Annotated in this window: 13 protein-coding genes; 7 read left to right on the top strand and 6 right to left on the bottom strand. The window is 65.5% G+C overall.

Annotated elements, in window-relative coordinates; all coding sequences use genetic code 11:
- Positions 1–34: 34 nt before the first annotated feature.
- The 5 genes from ACWDZ7_RS30150 to ACWDZ7_RS30130 all read right to left on the bottom strand — a co-directional run bounded on the left by ACWDZ7_RS30150 (position 35) and on the right by ACWDZ7_RS30130 (position 4182).
- Complete coding sequence (locus ACWDZ7_RS30150; RefSeq protein ID WP_451801309.1) at positions 35–382, bottom strand: helix-turn-helix domain-containing protein; 348 nt, start codon at positions 380–382, stop codon at positions 35–37.
- Positions 379–1506, bottom strand: a complete 1128-nt coding sequence (locus ACWDZ7_RS30145; RefSeq protein WP_451801337.1) for a tyrosine-type recombinase/integrase — start codon at positions 1504–1506, stop codon at positions 379–381. The genes ACWDZ7_RS30150 and ACWDZ7_RS30145 overlap by 4 nt, the downstream gene beginning before the upstream one ends.
- Positions 1507–1680: 174 nt before the next feature.
- Complete coding sequence (locus ACWDZ7_RS30140; protein ID WP_451801307.1) at positions 1681–2415, bottom strand: Mom family adenine methylcarbamoylation protein; 735 nt, start codon at positions 2413–2415, stop codon at positions 1681–1683.
- The gene (locus ACWDZ7_RS30135; RefSeq protein WP_451801305.1) at positions 2415–3713 is read right to left on the bottom strand and encodes a ParM/StbA family protein; all 1299 of its coding nucleotides are present in this window, start codon (positions 3711–3713) and stop codon (positions 2415–2417) included. The genes ACWDZ7_RS30140 and ACWDZ7_RS30135 overlap by 1 nt, the downstream gene beginning before the upstream one ends.
- 58 nt (positions 3714–3771) lie before the next feature.
- Positions 3772–4182, bottom strand: coding sequence for a hypothetical protein (locus ACWDZ7_RS30130; RefSeq protein WP_451801304.1), 411 nt, complete (start codon positions 4180–4182; stop codon positions 3772–3774).
- A gap of 2122 nt (positions 4183–6304) precedes the next feature.
- Between ACWDZ7_RS30130 and ACWDZ7_RS30125 the strand changes: the two genes are divergently transcribed.
- Together ACWDZ7_RS30125 and ACWDZ7_RS30120 are read left to right on the top strand one after the other, a co-directional pair.
- Positions 6305–6610 carry a hypothetical protein gene (locus tag ACWDZ7_RS30125; protein WP_451801303.1) on the top strand — a complete coding sequence of 102 codons (306 nt, stop codon included), beginning with the start codon at positions 6305–6307 and terminating at the stop codon, positions 6608–6610.
- Positions 6611–6721: 111 nt separating this feature from the next.
- Entirely contained in the window at positions 6722–7228 is a 507-nt protein-coding gene (locus ACWDZ7_RS30120) for an SLOG family protein (protein ID WP_451801302.1), read from the top strand.
- Positions 7229–7304: 76 nt separating this feature from the next.
- Here ACWDZ7_RS30120 and ACWDZ7_RS30115 read toward each other — a convergent pair whose 3' ends face one another.
- Positions 7305–7646 carry a histone-like nucleoid-structuring protein Lsr2 gene (locus tag ACWDZ7_RS30115; protein ID WP_451801300.1) on the bottom strand — a complete coding sequence of 114 codons (342 nt, stop codon included), beginning with the start codon at positions 7644–7646 and terminating at the stop codon, positions 7305–7307.
- 209 nt (positions 7647–7855) lie between these two features.
- Between ACWDZ7_RS30115 and ACWDZ7_RS30110 the strand changes: the two genes are divergently transcribed.
- From ACWDZ7_RS30110 to ACWDZ7_RS30090, 5 genes are all read left to right on the top strand, one after another.
- Complete coding sequence (locus ACWDZ7_RS30110) at positions 7856–9709, top strand: DHH family phosphoesterase (protein ID WP_451801299.1); 1854 nt, start codon at positions 7856–7858, stop codon at positions 9707–9709.
- A gap of 5 nt (positions 9710–9714) precedes the next feature.
- Positions 9715–10533: a CPBP family intramembrane glutamic endopeptidase gene (locus ACWDZ7_RS30105; RefSeq protein ID WP_451801297.1), complete on the top strand. Its 819-nt coding sequence runs from the start codon at positions 9715–9717 to the stop codon at positions 10531–10533.
- 181 nt (positions 10534–10714) lie between these two features.
- Positions 10715–11128 carry a hypothetical protein gene (locus ACWDZ7_RS30100; RefSeq protein ID WP_451801296.1) on the top strand — a complete coding sequence of 138 codons (414 nt, stop codon included), beginning with the start codon at positions 10715–10717 and terminating at the stop codon, positions 11126–11128.
- A gap of 1342 nt (positions 11129–12470) precedes the next feature.
- On the top strand, positions 12471–14312 hold the full coding sequence (locus tag ACWDZ7_RS30095; protein ID WP_451801295.1) for a DNA primase family protein: 1842 nt from the start codon (positions 12471–12473) through the stop codon (positions 14310–14312).
- A gap of 307 nt (positions 14313–14619) precedes the next feature.
- Entirely contained in the window at positions 14620–17793 is a 3174-nt protein-coding gene (locus tag ACWDZ7_RS30090; protein WP_451801293.1) for a hypothetical protein, read from the top strand.
- The last annotated feature ends 89 nt before the right edge of the window (positions 17794–17882 follow it).

Below are 17882 nucleotides of genomic sequence, written 5' to 3'. Positions count from 1 at the left end.
CCCTGCCCACGATCCACCGCCACCGGTCGGCCCCTCAGCTCGGCGGAAGCGAGCGCGGACCCGCACCATGACGGCCGCGCGGCACGGGTCGAACCGGGCTCGCCGACGGCTGTTCCTCGGCGCCGACCGCGCGATGCCCGACTTCCGACGCGGCCTGGCCCCCCGCGAGCGGTTCGGCCTGCATCAGGTCGGCTACCGTGCAGTTCAGCGCGGCGCACATCTTGTCCAGGTCATCGAGGCGCACCGTGACCGGCGTGCCGTTCCACAGCGCAGCCACCTTGCTCAGCGACGGGTTGAACCCGACCTGTTGGAAGGCGGCGAGCACCTCGGTCGGCCGCCACAGATCCCGCTGGGCGGCCACCATCCGCAGATTCCACTTCACCGAAGGTTCCCCTTGTCCATCACCAGTCGCTGGGCCGCCCGGGAGCTGGCAGCCAGATTCGCGAGCTCTGGGTCGGCGTGCGCAGTCGCCATGTACCGAAGAGTCGTAGTTGCCCAGTCGTGTCCGAGGACCTTCTGGATCTCCCAAAGTGTCATCCCGCGCTCATAGTTGTGCGTCGCGCAGGCATGCCGCAGCAAGTGCGGAAAGAGGTCGGTGACCGGGCCTGTCAGGTAGCTGGCGGCCGCAGCGTGCAACGTCTTGCGGAATGTCGACGCCACGATCGCCGGCGCGATGGGCACATTCAGGTCGGCGATCGCCTTCGACTTGCGCTCCGAGGGCCACAGCGGTGCGCGCGGGTGCTCCGCGTCGTCGCCGAACTCGCCCCGTATCTCCTCGATGTACCACCACAGCAGGGCACGCCCCTCCTGGAAGAGGTACGCCTCCCGCGGGCGAGGCCCGGACCCGCGCGCACCTTTGCCCAGGACGACGAAGCGGCCCCACTGACCGTTCTCCCAGTGGATGTCGCCCAGGCACACCCCGCACAGCTCTGTTGCACGGACGCCGGAGAGGTAGGCGACCTTCGTCATCACGTAGTCGCGGCAGGCGACCGCGTACTTCCGCGCGTTCGGCAGATCCTCGCGCCACCGGCCGAAGAAGTCCTTCATCGCTGCCTGCGAGGGCGGGATGCGCAGCCCAAAGTCCCCGCGATGGCGGGGCCGGTTGAACGGGTCGATCGGCGACTCGACCGTAGCTCCGAAGCGGCGCATGATCTCGCCGGCGTAGCGCTGCTCCAGGAAAGCGAAGTACGCGTCGATCTTGTTGATCTTGCCGCGGTGGGTCGACTGGGCCCGTTTCCCAGGTCCTGCGAAGTACCGGTCGACCTCGCGGGAGGTGAGGTGCCACGGCACGGTTCCGTAGAACTCGCAGACCTCGATCATCGGCTTGATCAGCCCGTCCAGCGTCGACGGCGCCAGTCCTGCAACATCGCGCGCCCACTGGTACTCGGACAGCGTGTCGAGGAAGAAACTTTCCTCGTCCTGCACCGAGATCCGCGCCTGGCGCCGCCGTTGCAGCGTGACCACGTCCGCGAGCCCGGTCTCCACCGATACGTCGGCCGGGTCCATCACGGCCGCCGGATCCGGAGCCGGGCGCACGAGGGTCAGCACGCGACTTTCAGAATCTGACACAAGAACGCATATTACTCCTGTCACTCGCAGATTTTGCTAGTTACTGCCGAGATTCCACATGATGGATACAGGCCTGACGGCACCGTCATTGACCTGCTGAGATGCGGCTTCTCAAGTTGCGAGTGCTCCAGCGGAACCCGCGCGTACTCCACTATGGAGGACAGAACCGTCGGGCAGTACGACCAGACGCCGGGCGCGGGTACGCCCGAGGTAGGCGAAGCCCTGGCCGTGGCCGTAGACATGACCGATGTGTCCCGGCATCACGTACGACGGGCCGTCGGCCGTGATCCTGATCCGCGGCACGGGATCGGCGTGCGCGACGATCCCTCGGATTCCCTTGACGGCGGCGTCCTGGAATGCTCTCGCGCAGGCCCAGGATTCGCCGTTCGAAGCCACTGAGTCAAGAAGACACATACGCGAGAGCTCAAGCGATTCTTTGAGCGGCCGCAGGTCCGGGAACACATTGAGAACGGCGGTGTTCATCGGAACCCCGAGGGCGAGCACCCCGACCAGGCGGCCGCCTTCGGGCTCGCCGGGGCCAGGAGGCTGGTCGACGCGCTGAAGGCCGTACGCGAGCCGTACAACCGGCCAGCTCGCACTGTAGTGATGGGCGACAGTGAAGCGCTTCGCCGGAGCCTCCGGGATCCGGACGACACGGTGCGCCTCCGGGTCGAAGCCGCCGTCCCGGGTCCGACTCCACGTCGGCAGCCGGTGGTTCCAGCGCTGGCACCAGGCATCTGCCCCTGGCTGCTGCAGCTCGATTTGCTTGGCGAGGGCGAAGTCACCCCACTCCCCGTACGGGCCTCCCGGCCGCGTCCTTCGAGGAGTCTCCAGTACCCTCCTCATCACCCCACCTCCTTGGTGCGCTTGCCCGTGGCCTTCGCGGCGAGGGCCTGCTGCTCAACGTGGCGAGCCGCGATGTACAGGCCCTCGCGGTTCAGGTGCCGCGAGTAGCTCGAGTCGAGGTAGAGCACGGGCACGTCGCCCGCGGCCTTCAGCAGCGCCGGGTGCAGCAGGTCCTTGATCGGACCCGAGCCGCCGCCGAAGACGTAGACGACCTCGGTCGTCGCGCCGGCCTGCGAAAGGACGTCACCGAAGGAGGAGACGATCTCGTCGACCAAGTAGCTCGCCTCGTCCTCGACGAAACCGGCGGAACGCTGGTGACGGTTCTTCACCAGCACCGACGGCTCCGCGTGGAGGAAGTCGGCCAACTGCTTGCGCGAGGAGAACTGCAGCGTGGCGTCCGACTCGCTCATGCGCTCCATGGCGTTCATCAGCGCGGTGCCGTACCCCTCGTCGAGTGTGGCCGCCGCCTCAGGGTTGAACCGGCCGTCGGTGAAGACCGGGAAGTTCACGGTGCCTTCGCCGACGTCGACGCCGATGGTGTTCTGCACCGCCACCAGATCGGAGGCCGAGACGCCCTCCACGAGGGAGGCGTCGCGAGTGCGCAGATCATCGAGAAGAGCCTGGGCCAGCGGCTCGCCCTTGTCGGTGATGGCGAACTGCGCGGAGGCGCCCTCGGCCATCACCTGGACGTCGACGAACTGCAGGCGCACCGAGACCGGGGTGCTGAAGTTCTTGATCGTCACCAGGTGCACCGCGGGGTCGGAGTTGCCCAGCAGGCCGATGAACTCGGCGGCGTAGGCGTAGCGGCGCGCGACGAACTCGGAGATCGGCAGCGCCAGGCCGGCACGCACCTGCACGCGCAGCTCGTGATCGGGCAGCGCGCCGGTTTCGCGGACGTAGTCGCGCAGGGTCTTCGCGGCGAAGACACCAAGGACCAGGACCTTGCTCAGCTCCTGATCGGCCTTGGAATGCTTGCCCAGCACCTCGAACTCGGTGAACTTCGAGCCGCGCACAGACAGTGCTGCGCGGCCGAAGATCCGGCGGTCCGACGCCGCCACCAGGGAAGTGGTGAGCGAGCAGTCGATCTGATTGTAGAAATCGCCGGCCAGCACGGAGGCCGCATCCGCGTCGGGGAGCGGCACCTTCGGCGAGGTGCGGGAAGTCGAGACGACCGCGCTGGGCAGATCGATCTCGTCGAAAGTCCCCTGCTTCGTGTTCTGGATGACGCCCTTGACGTAGCCGTTGCCGACGTCGATGCCGCCGGTGAGAGTGATGACGTCGTTGCTGTTGGCGCTCATGAATTCGATCCCTCGGTGTCTGTGTTGTCTGCCTGGAAAATGAAATTCACCGCGTTACTCAGCGCCGAGTGCTCGCCATGATTTCGTCGATGGATGCCTGCTTCGGCGGCTCCGGCGGTGTGCTGGGGGTGCGTGCCGCGGGCTCCTCGGCCGTCCCAACCGGTGCGGGGTGGGCTACCGGCGCTGGCGCTGTCTTCCCGACGACAGCGTCGGCCTGGTCGGTGACCACGGGCTGCGGCTGAGCCGGCCTGGCGGCCGGACGGCGCTCAGTGACCGCCTCGTCGTCCTCGCGCTGCTCGATGCTCTCCAGCGGCGGCCGGCCACGACGCGGCAGCTGATCGACGGGCTTGTAGAAGACGTCGATGTATCCGTCACGCTGAATGGACTCCCGAATGAGCAGTCGAATCGACTGCGAGATGTCCGCCTGCTGACCGAGCCACTCGATCACCGAGGTGTCGGCAGCGGGCACGGTCCAGCGGACCTTGCGAGGCTCACTCGATTGATTCGCCATTGCACTCACCTCGCCCTGCCAGTCGCTCCTGCGTGTCATCCTGCCCTTCGCCGAGTGTCTCTCGCTCTGTCATATGGACTCACCGTCCATCGCGTTTCCTCTCTAATGCGAATCAACGCGGATACACTCTAGTGTCCCTATCGAGTCCCGTGCAAGTCGCACTAGATACGCAAGTGAGATGTCATTTGAGTCCCTATCGAGTACCGGCAGGGGCGCCTACGAGACGCCGCAGTGGCCCCGCCTGGAGCGACCGCGCGCAGGCCGTCGGCACCATGCGCCTTTGTGCTCCACCAGCGACGCGGCATGTGCTCGCACGGGACCCCTGCGAGACACCCGCGGTCACAGCACTGATCCCGAGGAGCCGCATTGGAGTACGGATGAGGCCCCATTGGCGTCCCGGTGGTGTCTCCTATGAGACGCCACCCGGTACCCATACACAGACGAGCCCTCCGAGGGCACCGTGTGCGACGCCGGGCGCCACTGTCAGGGCGCTCGCGAGACACCGTGAGGACGTGCGCAGAAATCCAAGAGGTATACCGTCATCAGTCGGCGTCCTATGTGTGTCTCGTGCGTGCCTCGATGAGACACCTCTGAGACACGAGAGGGGCGGTGTTTCACCGCTGTTTCACGGGACCCAGAAGCATGTCTGTGCCCCTTGCCGAAGCCTGTCGGCAGGCACGGCAGCGCAGCCACGGAACGCCGGCGGAGCGAGATCAGCGCAGCCATCGGCACGGTGGTGGCACATCGCTGGTGCGACGGTCGGTACGGGGGCGTCATCGGGCCGTCATGGTCGCGCAGGGAGAGCAGAGGGAGAAGGAGCGAAGGGGGAGCAGTTCCTCGCACGCAGCGAGCGTGCGGGGGCTTGCTTCCGCGGCAAAGGCCCGTGGGGGTAGAAGAGCAGAGGCATTTACTGCGGAAGCAGCCCCTGGAGGAAGACGACAACGGCCCGATGACGCTGGAGCTGTTCGCTGTGCCCGATGGGCAGCTGGTCACAGCAGCCGGGCCTCTCTTCTTCCGATGCGTCCACGGGGAACCACCCCGGGCTCGCCGCGCAAGCGCGAGACGGAGCACAGCCCGGGGCCGAAACGTGCGTCGTCGACACAGTGCAGAACGCCCGCCTCGGACGCGGTGCACAAAGTGCTGGCACGCTGCCGCGGCAGCACCGGAGCGAGGTGAATCCGCGTCGGTGCAGCCAGCACAACGCGACGGGGCAAGGTCGGCGGCGCCGCCGCGGTGAGCGGTGGAGCAAAGCGTTGTCCACAGCCGAAGCGACGGTGTCGCAAGAGGACGGATCCGCTGCGCGGCGAAGGCTGTGCCGCCGACGGCAGCAGGACGATGAACCGGGGCTGCGCCCCGTCAGGAGCAGACCCGTACCCCCGCCTCGCTCGTGCCTCACGAGGACGGATCAGCGTGGGGGTACGGCCGTATCACGGACGTCGAAACAGCAGTACACCCAAAAGGTGCGATGACCAGGCGAAACAACCAGACCCGTACCCCCGCTGCGCGGAAAAGGGGGAGGGGTGCGGGTCAAGAGGGTACGGACCGTTCCCCCTGATGTTCCAGGCTTCCGCTAACGCTCCAGCCGTGGAACAGCGAGGACGACGACAAGGAAGCAAAAGGGCATAAGGGAACCTGATAACACGTGTCCTGCGGACCCTCGCTTCGCTCGGCCTCTCCGCTGCGCTCCGAGGGCGTGTTAGTCGGCATAGCCGACGGGTTCCACCGCTCGCTTCGCTCGCCGGTCCGTTGGTCGCTGGCGCTCCCTCCGGCTATGCCCAGCGCTGCGCTTGAGAGAGGAAGCCCCACCCCAGTTGTCCACAGATATGGACAGCAGCAAAGGGTCCAGCAGTGGTGGATCGCCAGGCGCTGCGCGCCTGGCTCAGGCGAGAAGTGACGACCTGTGCGACGGCTCGCTATGCGATCCATCCGGGAGCAGATCACGCCAGCAAGATCTTCCGGATCGTCAGCCAGCAAAGCTGGCACGGGCGCTGGGGCGAGCATCGAGATCACACAGGCCCGACCGGGGGTCCGCACTCGATGGTCGCCACCCGCACTCGAGTCCACGAAGGCAGGCGCCACCATGACGCAGTCCCAGCCTGAAATCTCGCCCTACGACACCGGAGCCCGCTGCGAGCCGAAGTTGTGGCAGCCGAACAGCAAAGCTGTAGCCGAGGCGATGCGCTCCGGCGATGCCGAGGACATCGGAAACGTCGACTTCACCGACGTTGAGGACCGCACTGTCGTCACCGTGCACATCTCCCGCGCAAGCAGCGGAATGTTTACCGTCCACCTCATGCCGGCGTGCGGGGACGATCAGATCCGTGTCGAACTCCACGCCGAGAAGGACACGGTCACCATCGAAGCCGACACCGGACGACAGGCGTGAAGCGTCGGCATTCGCCAGACCATGAACGTCCGGCGGGCGGCCTGGGTGCCGGACCTCTGACACTCGACTCCAGCTGCGAAGACCGCCGAGTCACAGAGAGAGGAGACTCGAATGATTGCTGAAATGATTCCCGAATCGTTCTCGCACGTCGTCCTCGTCACAGGTTCCCGCGGCTGGAACGACGAGAAGAGCATGCGTGAGACGTTCAACGATGCCTGGCGCGACTGGGGAGCGGAGAACGTCACCCGGCCGGTACTCATCTCCGGGCATTGCCCCGAGAGTGCCGATGCCATGGCCGAGCGCCTGTGGCGGGCCGTCGGCTTCGACATCCGCACCTTCCCCGCCGCCTGGTCGGCTCATGGGAAGGGGGCCGGCTTCCAGGGCAACCAGGAGATGGTCGACGCCGCCCAGGTGTACCGCGAGGCCGGGGCTCAGGTGCTGTGCACGGCCTTCCTCGACCTCTGCCGAAAGCACGGATGCCAGCAGCGAGGCCAGCAGCAGCTCTTGCCGCATGCGCCGGGGCACTTCTCGCACGGCACGATCCACTGCAGGTCTCGCGCGCGAGCGGCGTGGATCGTGACGGCCACCGTGATCCATCCGTCGCTGCCGCTGTTCTGAGACGCGCGAAGGGCCCTGCAGTGTGCTGCAGGGCCCTTCAAGGACGGATGGGTCGGCCGGGAGACGAACGGCAGGCTTAGCGTGCCTTGCTCCGATCGATGCCATGCGCCTCGTCGAAGGCATCCATGAGCTTCTTCGGGATGCGCCCCCGCTCCGCGAACTCATAGCCGTTCTTTTTGCCCCACGCGCGGATCTCGTCGCGCTCCTCGGGGGTCGTCTCGGGTACGACTCGCTTCTTGGGCGCCGCCTTCCCGGCTTTTCGGCCGACCTTCAAGTACGGCTTCAGTGCTTCCTCGAGCTTCTTCTGCTCCTCAGCGGTGAGGTCGACCTCGTACCAGGTGTCACCCAAGCCGAACGTAGCTGTAGCTGCATCCGGCTTCCCGCTGAGATCTGACTCGACAATGCTTCGAATGGCCATAGCAGCGACAGTAGCTGATGCGCAATGACGTTGGAAAGTCTGTCGCAGGCATTCAAGATAAGTGTGTCATTTAGAACCCGAACGAGACTCAGAAGCACTGCTAAATAAGCAGTATAAGTGAATGCTACTGCTAAAATCACAGCAATATCGGAGGATGGCACAGACCCCGCTCTCCACCGTCCAACAACCCCGATCGAGAGGTCCTCACCATGTCCACGCTCCATACCGTCGACGACCATTCGCTCACCGATGAGGACACCGACCTCTTCGAGTTGCTGTGCCAGCGAAGGGGGTGGTCGGATCAGTACCTGCAGGAGATCGAGTCCACCGAACACGACGAGCTCTTGGACCTGGCCGAGATGGTCGAGGCTCTTCATGACGCCCGGACCACGGGCAAGAAGATCACCATCGCCCCTGACTTCGACATGGACGGCATCTCCTCCGGTGTCCTCGGCTACGCCGGCTTGTCCGAGCTCGGCTTCGATGTCGAGCTGCACCTGCCCGACTACCGCCGCGGCCACGAGCTCGCACCCGAGGATGTAGCCGAGATCCACGCGAAGTGGCCCGCCACCCGGGTCCTGCTCACCTGCGACGGGGGAGTGAACTCCCACCGCGGTATCGCCGCCGCGCGTGCCCTTGGCTGGACGACGCTGGTGACCGATCACCACGAGGAGCTCGCGCCGGGCTCGACCGCGGACATCACCGTCGACCCGTGCCGGATCGACGAAACGTACGCCCACACCGGGATCTGCGGTGCCCACGTGATCTACCAGGTGATCCAGGCCTACACCCGCGTGCACCGGCCCGAGAAGCTCTGGGAGATCCACCTCCTGCGCCTGTTCGCCGGTATCGGCACCGTCTCCGACGTCATGCCCGTGCTGTACGAGAACCGCAAGCTGGTACGCGACGCGATCTCGATTGCCCGCCTGCTGCGTGTCGCCGCGCCGAAGACGATCCCCAATCCCTGGGGTGGGTTCGACGCTGACTCCGATGCCATCGACGTCGAGCAGTCGATCCTGATGCAGCTGCTGCGCACCGAGCCGCACCACCCGGTCTTCCTCCGGGCCTTCGAAGGCTTCGCGATCGTGCTCAAAGCCTTCGCGCAGATCGGCAAGATCCGCGACGTCGATGACCTCGACGAGGGCTTCTTCGGCTTCTACCTCGCCCCGGCGATGAACAGCCCCCGGCGCACCGGGGCCTCGCTTGAGCCGTGCTTTGCGGTGTTCACGGCCGCCGGTGCTGACGTCAAGCTCAAGGCCGCCCACCAGGTGATCGAGAGCAACGAGCTGCGCAAGCAGCTGGTCATCGAACACATGGAAGAACTCACCACCGGGGACCAGCCGTTAGCCCCGTGGGTGTACTTCTCGAAAGCCTACCCGGGCATGCACGGGCTGCTGGCCAACCGGATGATGGAGCTCAAGGGCCACCCGGTCGTCGTCGTCAACCGGCCCGCCGGCCCCGACGATTTCGTCAGCGGCTCCAGTCGTGCGCCGGGGTGGTTCGACATCATCACCAGCCTGGAGCAGCACGACGGTCTCAGCGCCATCGGGCACCAGCAGGCCTGCGGCGTCCGCATCGCGAAGGCCGAGAAGCTCGGCGACCTCGTCGCCGTGCTGCAGGAGGCCACCCAGGTCGCCCTGCTCGCCGTCAGCACCGACGGACCGAGCGGTGATCTGGTACTCGGCCCGGACGCCGACTGCGACGCCGACCTCGAGGATCTGCAACCGCTGTTCGAGCTGGTGCGCCGGACCGAGGGGCTCAAGCCCTTCGGGCACGGCTTCACCGCGCCAGTCGTCGAGATCGCGATCGAGCCCCTGGGCCTGCGAGTGGACCGGATCGGATCCGAATCGCAGCACCTGCGCCTGGTCACCCGATGCGGCCTGTCCTGCCTGTGGTGGAACGTCGCCGAGGAGAAGTTCGAAATGCTCCGGGGCTTCGTGCAGCGCGCCAGCCGCACCGAGCTCGGCACGCTGCGCTTCACGGCGACGCTGCAGCTGAACACCTTCCGCGGTGACACCCGCGTCCAGGCCGTCATCAACGAGCAGATCACCACGGCTGCTTGAGACCCGTGGAGGAGGAGACCTTGACGACTTCACCGATCACCTCGCGACTGCTCAGCATCGGGTGGTGCGCCCTTGTGCCGTTCGCTGCCGTCGCGGTCTACCTCGGCCTCGGCACCGTCGCAATCCGCCTCATGGGAGAGCCGATTGTTGCGACCGCCGTCCTGGGCATGCTTGTTGTCGTCCTGGTCGGTTCGGTGAGGATCCAGCGGCCCCGGTGGCTCGCGCATGCGCCGGCCCCGCGACCGAGGTCGGAGATCCCACGCTTCGGATGGACCATCCTCGGCTGCGCGGTCCTGGCCTTCCTCGCCGGGCAGTCGCTGGCCTTGTGGATCTACGTCACGGCCGGGTCCGCCGGCTTTGACGCCTCGAACCAGACCAGGCACACGGCTGGAGCTCTGGCGACCCTGCTGCTTACCCTGGTCGCGGCGCCCGCGGGGGAGGAGGCCCTGTTCCGAGGGCTGATCTACCCGTTGCTGCGCAAGCGGGCGAGCATCCTCGCCTCCACGGTGGTCACCGCCGTGGTGTTCGGCCTACTGCACGGCAACGCCGTGCAGTTCGCCTCGCCCCTGCCGCTGGCGGTGCTCCTGGCCCTGGTCTACGAACGCACGCGCGTGCTGTGGCCCTGCGTGCTCCTGCACCTGGGCTTCAACCTCGCTGCCGCCCTTGTCCCGGCACAAGTGCTCGGCGCTCTGGCGAACCCTGTCTCCGCGGTGTTTCTGTGCCTGGCCTTCGCTGGTTGTGCCTTGGGGCTCTACCGGCGGGTCGCCGGCGGGACTGCGCCGGGCGCAGTCCCGGGCGCGGGAGGCGAGTCCGCGATGCAGTGAGCGAGGTACTCAGCCTCTTCAGAAAAACGATGGTGCCCTCCGTGCAAGACCTGGCGGCCTTTCAGCCGCCGGTCCCTCGTGCGGAAGGCATGCTCGTGGTGACCGGGGTGATCCGGCCACCGGGGGTGTGACTGAAAGTAACTATTCAGTCATACTCATCAGGAGAGGAGAGGATCTCATCATGGCTGTCGTCAGCACCTGCACGTACGACTCACGAGGAAAGCTCGTCCGTCCCGACGCGCTCGACATTAGCCGTGCGAAGATCCGTCTGGACCTCGACACTGGTGAGAAGCCCACCTTCGATCGCGGTCACACGCACGTCTTCGTCGTCTCCGACATGGGCATCACGGCCGAACAGGCCCGTGAGCGAGTGAACGCGAGGCTGCGCCGGTTCTTCGATCGCGCTGAGTGCGTTCGCGGCTTCCACAAGATCACGATGGAGAAGAGCCAGAGCAAGAACCGGCTCAACCGCAACACCACGATTTCCTACCAGATCCTCTACGTCGTCGAAGCAGACGAGCGATCCCGTAGCCGCAGTACCGAGGCCCCCAATGCGGGACGCCGGCGAGGCTGGAGCACGGTCACCCCTGGGTGAGTCGCGCCATCCACGCTTCGCACTCATCAGCACATGGAGAGAGGCCGGAGAGCTCCCTTCCCACGGGGATGCTCTCCGGCCTCTCTGTTCTCACGTTCCAGTGCAACATCGATCACCTGGCGTCAACGATAGCAGCTGTCGTGGATCACTCGCAATGGGCAGCGAATGCCAGTCCAATTCCCTCGCGCATCGAGTGGACCCTCAAGGGTGAACGACTCGGACAGAGTTCCGACTCGCGCCCGAAGGACGCGTCAGGAGCCTTCTGCGAGCCTCAGGACGTCGAGGATGTTCCATGCGGTTTCCAGTCCCGCTGAGGCGCGACCGCGCCGCCTGAGAGCCGCTGCCCCGTCTCAAATGATCTGGTTCGGTGTCGGGCCGCTGACGTGCGGCGACCCGTTCAGTTGAGACGGGACAGGGCGGATCGAGCTGCCAGCTGTACCACGAGACGTGGTACACCCCTAAAAACCGCGTCTGACCCGGGCAAACACCTGTACCGCGAGGCTCTTTCCCGCATCGGGTGTACCACGTGGGAGTGCCGACGTGGTACGACGTTTTGCCTGGACAGCCAGTGTTTCCTGCTCATGTACCACGAGTACCACGTCTTTCTGACCGTTTATATAGGGGACTCGTTCGGGAGCGATCCAGACAGCTCCAGCCCCGGCTCGCCAGTCTGCTCGCATATCCCCTCTGCGCGTGTATCTAGGCTCTATTTCCTGGTACAAGTGGTACAGGGGGTATATAAACCCCACCTGATCTGGGAAAACACCTGTACCACGTAGAAAATGCCACGTGGTACACCCTGCTCTTGAACTCCCGAAATTTCTGCTCTGATCTGGGAAAACAGGTGTACCACGTCAAGTGGTACACGTATCTCATACCTCCAGGGGGTATGTGAATCTCGGGATCCTCCTGGAGAGCGTCCAGTTGATGCTCTGGTGGCGGCGGGCTCGGCCGGCCAGAAGAGCTCCTCCGAACCTCGACCACAGGCCGGGCGGCTCACGCCGCCCGCGGGTGTGTGATCGAGTGCTAGAAGCCAGTGATTCCGTGGGGCATGCACCCGACGGGGTCACTGGCTTCTCGCATCTCATCCAGGCTCGCGACGTGTGTGGCATGGCCGTGGTGGTGTGCGCGCCCTCTCCAGTCCCTGTCGACGGCCCTTTCGCGACCCTCTTTTGTAACCGTCCATGGCGTCGGTCGATTCCCTTATAGACTGGTGACTCAATCGTTGCGAAAGGCCACTCGGATGACATAGAGTCAAGATCGCGTTCCATTCGATTACGAGTCCAATCGGCTTCCCACGCATCGCCGGCAGGAACTCGATCACGATCGAGAAAGCAGCAGCATGACGCCTCTTGATGCCTCCTCATCCGTACCTGCCGCCGGTTCCAGCGCCGGGCCGCGCACCAACCCCGTCGCCGACGTCCTGACCAGTGTCATGGGGCACTTCTCGAACCGTGACGACATGGCTCCGCAGAACGAGATCGTCACCTACATCACTGCCGCCTACCTCGACCAGATCGACTCGGCCGACCCTCCGACCCCTCGCGTGCTGGAGAAGGAGCTGCTGGCGATCATGGGCAGCGTCATCAAGGCCGAGAACTCCAAAGCGGCCATGGCCGCCGAGAGATACCCCCTGCCGAGATATCTGACGTACTGGCAGATCGCGCAGATCCTCCTGCGTCTGCACCATGTCATCCGCATCGCACCCAACGCCGGGGGCACCGACCGCGAATACGACCTGCTGGCGATGTACCAGCCCACGGGGAACGCGCGCGGGACGTACACCCCCAGCGAGGACGACATCCGCACCACGGCGCGCATGTACAACACCCAGCTGACCCTCAAGGGGTTCGACGAGGTTCTGGCCGTCCTGCGCGAAGACAGCCTGCGCCTGCACCAGAGCACGCACCGTGACTTCATCGCCGCGCGCAACGGCATCGTCTTCTACGGCACCGAGCCGGTGGACGTCACGATCGGCGGCAAGGACTTCCACTTCGAGCCCAAGCAGGTCCACCCCTTCGACCCCGGCATCGTGCTGCTGACCAAGAACGACGTCGACTACATGGACAACGCTCCGCAGCAGGTGATCACGCATCCCGAGGAGGGAGATTGGGAAGTCGTCGCCTGGATCGAGGGCCTCTTCGACCAGCCCGGTGACGAGGGCCTTGCCGACCTGATCTGGGAGATCATCGGCGCGATCATCCGGCCGTATGTGGGCTGGCGCAAGACCGCCTGGTTCTACTCGGGGGAGGGCAACAACGGTAAGGGCACGCTCTGCGCGCTCATGCGCAACCTCATCGGAGGTGGCGCGCATGCCTCGATCCCGCTAGCGGACTTCGGCAAGGACTTCGCGCTCGAACCGCTGGTGCGCGCCAACGCGATCATCGTCGACGAAAACGACGTCGGCACCTTCATCGACAAGGCGGCCAACCTGAAGTCGATCGTGACCAACGACGTCTTCATGATCAACCGCAAGCACCGGATGCCGGTCGCCTATCAGTTCTTCGGTTTCATGGTCCAGTGCCTGAACGAGTTCCCGCGTGTGAAGGACAAGTCCGACTCGTTCTACCGCCGGCAGCTTTTCGTGCCCTTCACCAAGAGCTTCACCGGAGCCGAGAAGATGTACATCAGGGACGACTACCTCCAGCGCCGCGAGGTCCTGGAGTACGTCTTCTGGTACGCGATCAACCGCGCCGGCGCGTCATCTCCGGGTGACTATTACCAGCTCTCAGAGCCGATGGCCACCAAGGAAGTCCTGGCCGAGTACAAGGAGGTCAACGACCCCGTGCGCGACTTCTGGACAGAGTTCCGCGAGCAGCTGGTCTGGGACCTGGCGCCGTTCACGTTCCTCTATGACCTGTACAAGGCCTGGTTCGACGACGTCTCGCCGTCGGGCTCGCCGGTGAGCAACAAGCAGTTCATCACTGACCTCGTGGCGATCGTCCGGCCGGATGCTCTGTGGCACTGCCCGGACAAGAACCGCAAGATCCGGCCCGGCCAGATGATGAGCAACCCCGAGGTGCTCATCGCCGAGTACGAACTGAAGAAGTGGATGCACCCGAGCTACACCGGCAGCGACCCGAAGAAGAAATCCCAGCCGACGTTGCAGGCCAACTACCGCGGACTGCTCCGGCACACGGGCGCATCCGCCCCGAGCGACGACACCACTGACGAACAGAACTGATGCACCCATGGCTAAAACTGCTGGTGCACTCGGCGAACTCACCCAGGCCGTACTCGAACTCGCCCCGGGGCCAGGGCCGCCTGATCACGGCGATGCCCGACGTCGCGCGCGAGCGCGGATCACCAACCTCACTGTCCGCTCGCAGATCGCGACGGACCCCGTGGAGAAGGCCCGGCTCATGAGTGAGGCGTCCCGGCGCATGGATGCCCCGCGCCGACGCTCTCCTCGCGACTCCCTCTGAGGCCGCGCGCGCCTCCTCCCCAGACACCGGCCGTGATAGCCGGGCCGACGAAAGGAGATCCCCATCATGACCACACAGCGAACACCCGTCACGGCATCGAAGGCGCGCTTCACCTTCTACGACATCGAGTCTTTGTCGGACGTCTTCACTCTGTGCGCCTACACCCCGCGGCCCGACAGAGCCGTCGATGACCTGGAGATCTTCTTCCTCGCCGACGACCAGCGGCTCTCTGACGCCGTGGACCCGCAGGCACTCTATGAAGCCGTGGTGCGCTCCAACCCGGGCCTGCCCGCGGTGAGCGTCCAGCTGTGGAACCTGTGCGGCGAGCGGGGCAACCTCCGCCTCGCCGAGCTAATGGGCCTCTCGAACGCCGACCAGGTCAACAACCGCAGCGAGGTCTCGTCCTATCCGGCGAGCCTGCGCCCGGTCTGCGACACGGATCCCGAGTACGACCCGCTGAAGCACCCGTTCCTGGCCGGGTACAACTCGCTGAACTACGACGTGACCATGCTCGCGCTGTACTTGATGGAGACCTTCCCGGCTCCGCACTCCGGTCGTCTTGTCCAGCCGACCACAGCCCGCGAGATGCGCGAGCACAACGACAAGCTGTTCAACGAACACATCGAGTACATGCCCGGCTACCTCGGGTGGGACGGCCCGGCCGTCAAGATCCGCCGCGCCATGATGCACTCGGGTCGGCACCTGGACGTCGCCCGTCTCAACGAGCTACAGACCAAGGTGGGCCTCAAGCGCTTGCTCGGGATGCTCGGTCGCCAGATCAAGGAGTCCGAAAAGCTCAGCCACGACACCTCGATCGCCGCGATCGAAGATCTCTATGAGCTGCTGGCCTACAACGTCTCCGACTGCCTGGGCCTGGCCCAGCTTTTCCAGCACCCGGCCTACGCCAGCAACTTCGACCTCAAGGCCGGCCTGCTGGCGCAGTACTCCGAGACCGTCTACGCCAAGAACGGCTCGGTGCGCCGGGACCGCCTGACCATCGACTCGTCCTCAGCAAAGTTCGTCGGCCGGATCCTCGCGCCGTATACGTCACTGAACGACATCGAGACCGTTTCGTTCCTCTATCCAGCCAAGGAGGCGGCCGAGGAGCAGGGCATCCCTCAGGTCAACGTGCTCGACGAGTGCGTGCGCTTCTTCGAGGAGAATGTGGCCCCCGATCCCGCCAAGGACCCAGCCGCGACACCGGCGCAGGCGAAGGCGCACTGCCAGTTCATGCAGGTCGTCAAGTACTACCGCTCGATCGAGGGGCAGAACTTCAACGACTCCGAGGAGTACCGCGACCTGTTCGACCTCCCGGCCAAGTCCTTGCGCGAACTGCCGAAGACGCCGAACAACGTGCCCTACTTCCACCGTGACGGCTCCCCGTCGTCGTGCTTTGCCACGTTCAGCACAGGCGGCATCCACGGCGCGGAAGTGGACACGACAGTCTTCCACGCCGACTTCTTCGAGCACCGAGAACAGGCAGCCATGATCGGCCTCGCCAAGCTCTTCTACCCGGACGCGAAGGACTTCGTCGCCGAGGCCAAGCGCCAGCACAACCTGCTCGCGCTTCCCGACGGCACGGCCGTCGACAAGCGGCTCGTGCTGCTGGGCTCGGACCCGGAAAAGGTGAAGTACCGCAAGCCGAAGAAGGACGACCCGGACCAGGCCGAGCAGCTCGCGCGTGCGCAGGCCCAAGTGCCGGATCCGGCCCAGCTGCTGGACACTCAGCGTCCGGACACCGAGGCGATGCGTGTGCGCCTGGCCGACGGGACCGTGCTCGACGGCAAGGTAGTCCTGGCAGGCACCTCGGCGGCCAGGGCCGTCTATCGCGATGAGCCGGCGAGGAAGGCACCCGCTCTGTTCACTGCGAAGGCCGACAAGTCCACCAAGCTGCACCCGAGGTTCGCACGGACCTCGGCAGGCCTCGTCGTCCACGAGGACTTCACGAGCTACTACCCGAACCTGCTGCGCAACATGAGGGCGTTCTACAATCCCGAGCTGGGCGAGGACCGCTACACGACGATCTTCTTCGAGAAGGAGCGCCTGGGCTTCGAGATGAAGAAGCCGGGGATCTCCGCCGAGGAGAAAGCCCGGCTCACGACCTTGCGCAACGGCACGAAGCTGATCCTCAACTCGGCCTCTGGAGCTGCTGACGCCGCGCACCGGACCCCGATCAGGATGAACAACCGCACCATCTCGATGCGGATCATCGGCCAGCTGTTCAGCTGGCGGATCGGGCAGGCCCAGACGCTGGCCGGCGCGCGGATCATCTCGACGAACACCGACGGCCTCTACTCCGTCGTCGGCGGCGAGAACGGCTTCGATGAGACCACCAACAACCGGGTGCTCGCCGAGCAGCAGGCCGCCATCGGCATCGACATCGAACCGGAGCTGATGTTCCTCATCAGCAAGGACTCGAACAACCGGCTTGAGCTGGAGTCGCCCAGTGAGGACCGGAGCGTCGCCGACAGCCCGATCATCTCCGCCTCCGGTGGGACGCTGGCCTGCCACGTGGGTCCTACCCCGACGAAGTCGCTGGCCCACCCGGCCGTGATCGACTTCGCCCTGGCCCGCTACCTGCAGACCGTCGCCAGCAGGGGAGAGGAGGCTCTCGCCGAGCCGTTCGATCCTGTGCTGGGCCGGAAGATGATCGAGGAGGCGATCGACCCGGCTGATCCCGTGCGGACGCTGCTGCTGTTCCAGAACGTCCTCGCCGCCTCGCGCGGATCAATCACCTACCCGTTCGCCGCCGACCCGGTCAGCGCCGCGCCCGACCGGGACGACAACGAGGACGCCGATGCGCAGCTGGTGAACCCGCGGGCCCTGCAGATGGTTAACCGGGTCTTCATCGTCCACGACGGCACTGATGGCGCCGTGAGCCTGCACAACGCTGGCGCATGGAAGGTGAACCCGGCCAGCCAGAGCAAGCGGCGCGAGTCCGGCAGCGCCGGGGTGCGACGTGACCCGATCGCGCTGGAGATCCTGCGCCACCACGGGTGGGCGAAGAACCGCAGCGAGGCCAGCATCTCCGACGGCCTCAGGCTGCTGCCCGATGACCAGGACGTCGTGATCCGGCGGATCAACGGCATCGACCCGCACTGGTCGGTGATCGTCGTCAACGACGACCTCCGCGCGCTGCCGCCCGCCCGGATCGAGCAGCTCATCGGGGCGCTCGATCTCGGCGTCTACACACGGATGCTCGATGAGACGTTCACCAAGAACTGGAAGAACGCCGCCTGATCAGATCCCCGCACAACCACCGGACCCCAGGGTGCCGGGCTGTGCCGACACGACGCTGCTCGGTGCCCGAGTCGAATTTCAGATGAAGG

This window comes from Streptomyces sp. NPDC003032, from assembly GCF_053591415.1.
This window is presented reverse-complemented; position numbering and strand designations above follow the sequence as displayed.

What these genes read in the sequence shown, in the direction of transcription:
- ACWDZ7_RS30145 (WP_451801337.1), bottom strand. Translation starts at nt 1,506, where the DNA reads ATGGACCCGGCCGACGTATCGGTGGAGACCGGGCTCGCGGACGTGGTC.
- ACWDZ7_RS30140 (WP_451801307.1), bottom strand. Translation starts at nt 2,415, where the DNA reads ATGAGGAGGGTACTGGAGACTCCTCGAAGGACGCGGCCGGGAGGCCCG.
- ACWDZ7_RS30135 (WP_451801305.1), bottom strand. Translation starts at nt 3,713, where the DNA reads ATGAGCGCCAACAGCAACGACGTCATCACTCTCACCGGCGGCATCGAC.
- ACWDZ7_RS30125 (WP_451801303.1), top strand. Translation starts at nt 6,305, where the DNA reads ATGACGCAGTCCCAGCCTGAAATCTCGCCCTACGACACCGGAGCCCGC.
- ACWDZ7_RS30120 (WP_451801302.1), top strand. Translation starts at nt 6,722, where the DNA reads ATGATTGCTGAAATGATTCCCGAATCGTTCTCGCACGTCGTCCTCGTC.
- ACWDZ7_RS30115 (WP_451801300.1), bottom strand. Translation starts at nt 7,646, where the DNA reads ATGGCCATTCGAAGCATTGTCGAGTCAGATCTCAGCGGGAAGCCGGAT.
- ACWDZ7_RS30110 (WP_451801299.1), top strand. Translation starts at nt 7,856, where the DNA reads ATGTCCACGCTCCATACCGTCGACGACCATTCGCTCACCGATGAGGAC.
- ACWDZ7_RS30100 (WP_451801296.1), top strand. Translation starts at nt 10,715, where the DNA reads ATGGCTGTCGTCAGCACCTGCACGTACGACTCACGAGGAAAGCTCGTC.
- ACWDZ7_RS30095 (WP_451801295.1), top strand. Translation starts at nt 12,471, where the DNA reads ATGACGCCTCTTGATGCCTCCTCATCCGTACCTGCCGCCGGTTCCAGC.
- ACWDZ7_RS30090 (WP_451801293.1), top strand. Translation starts at nt 14,620, where the DNA reads ATGACCACACAGCGAACACCCGTCACGGCATCGAAGGCGCGCTTCACC.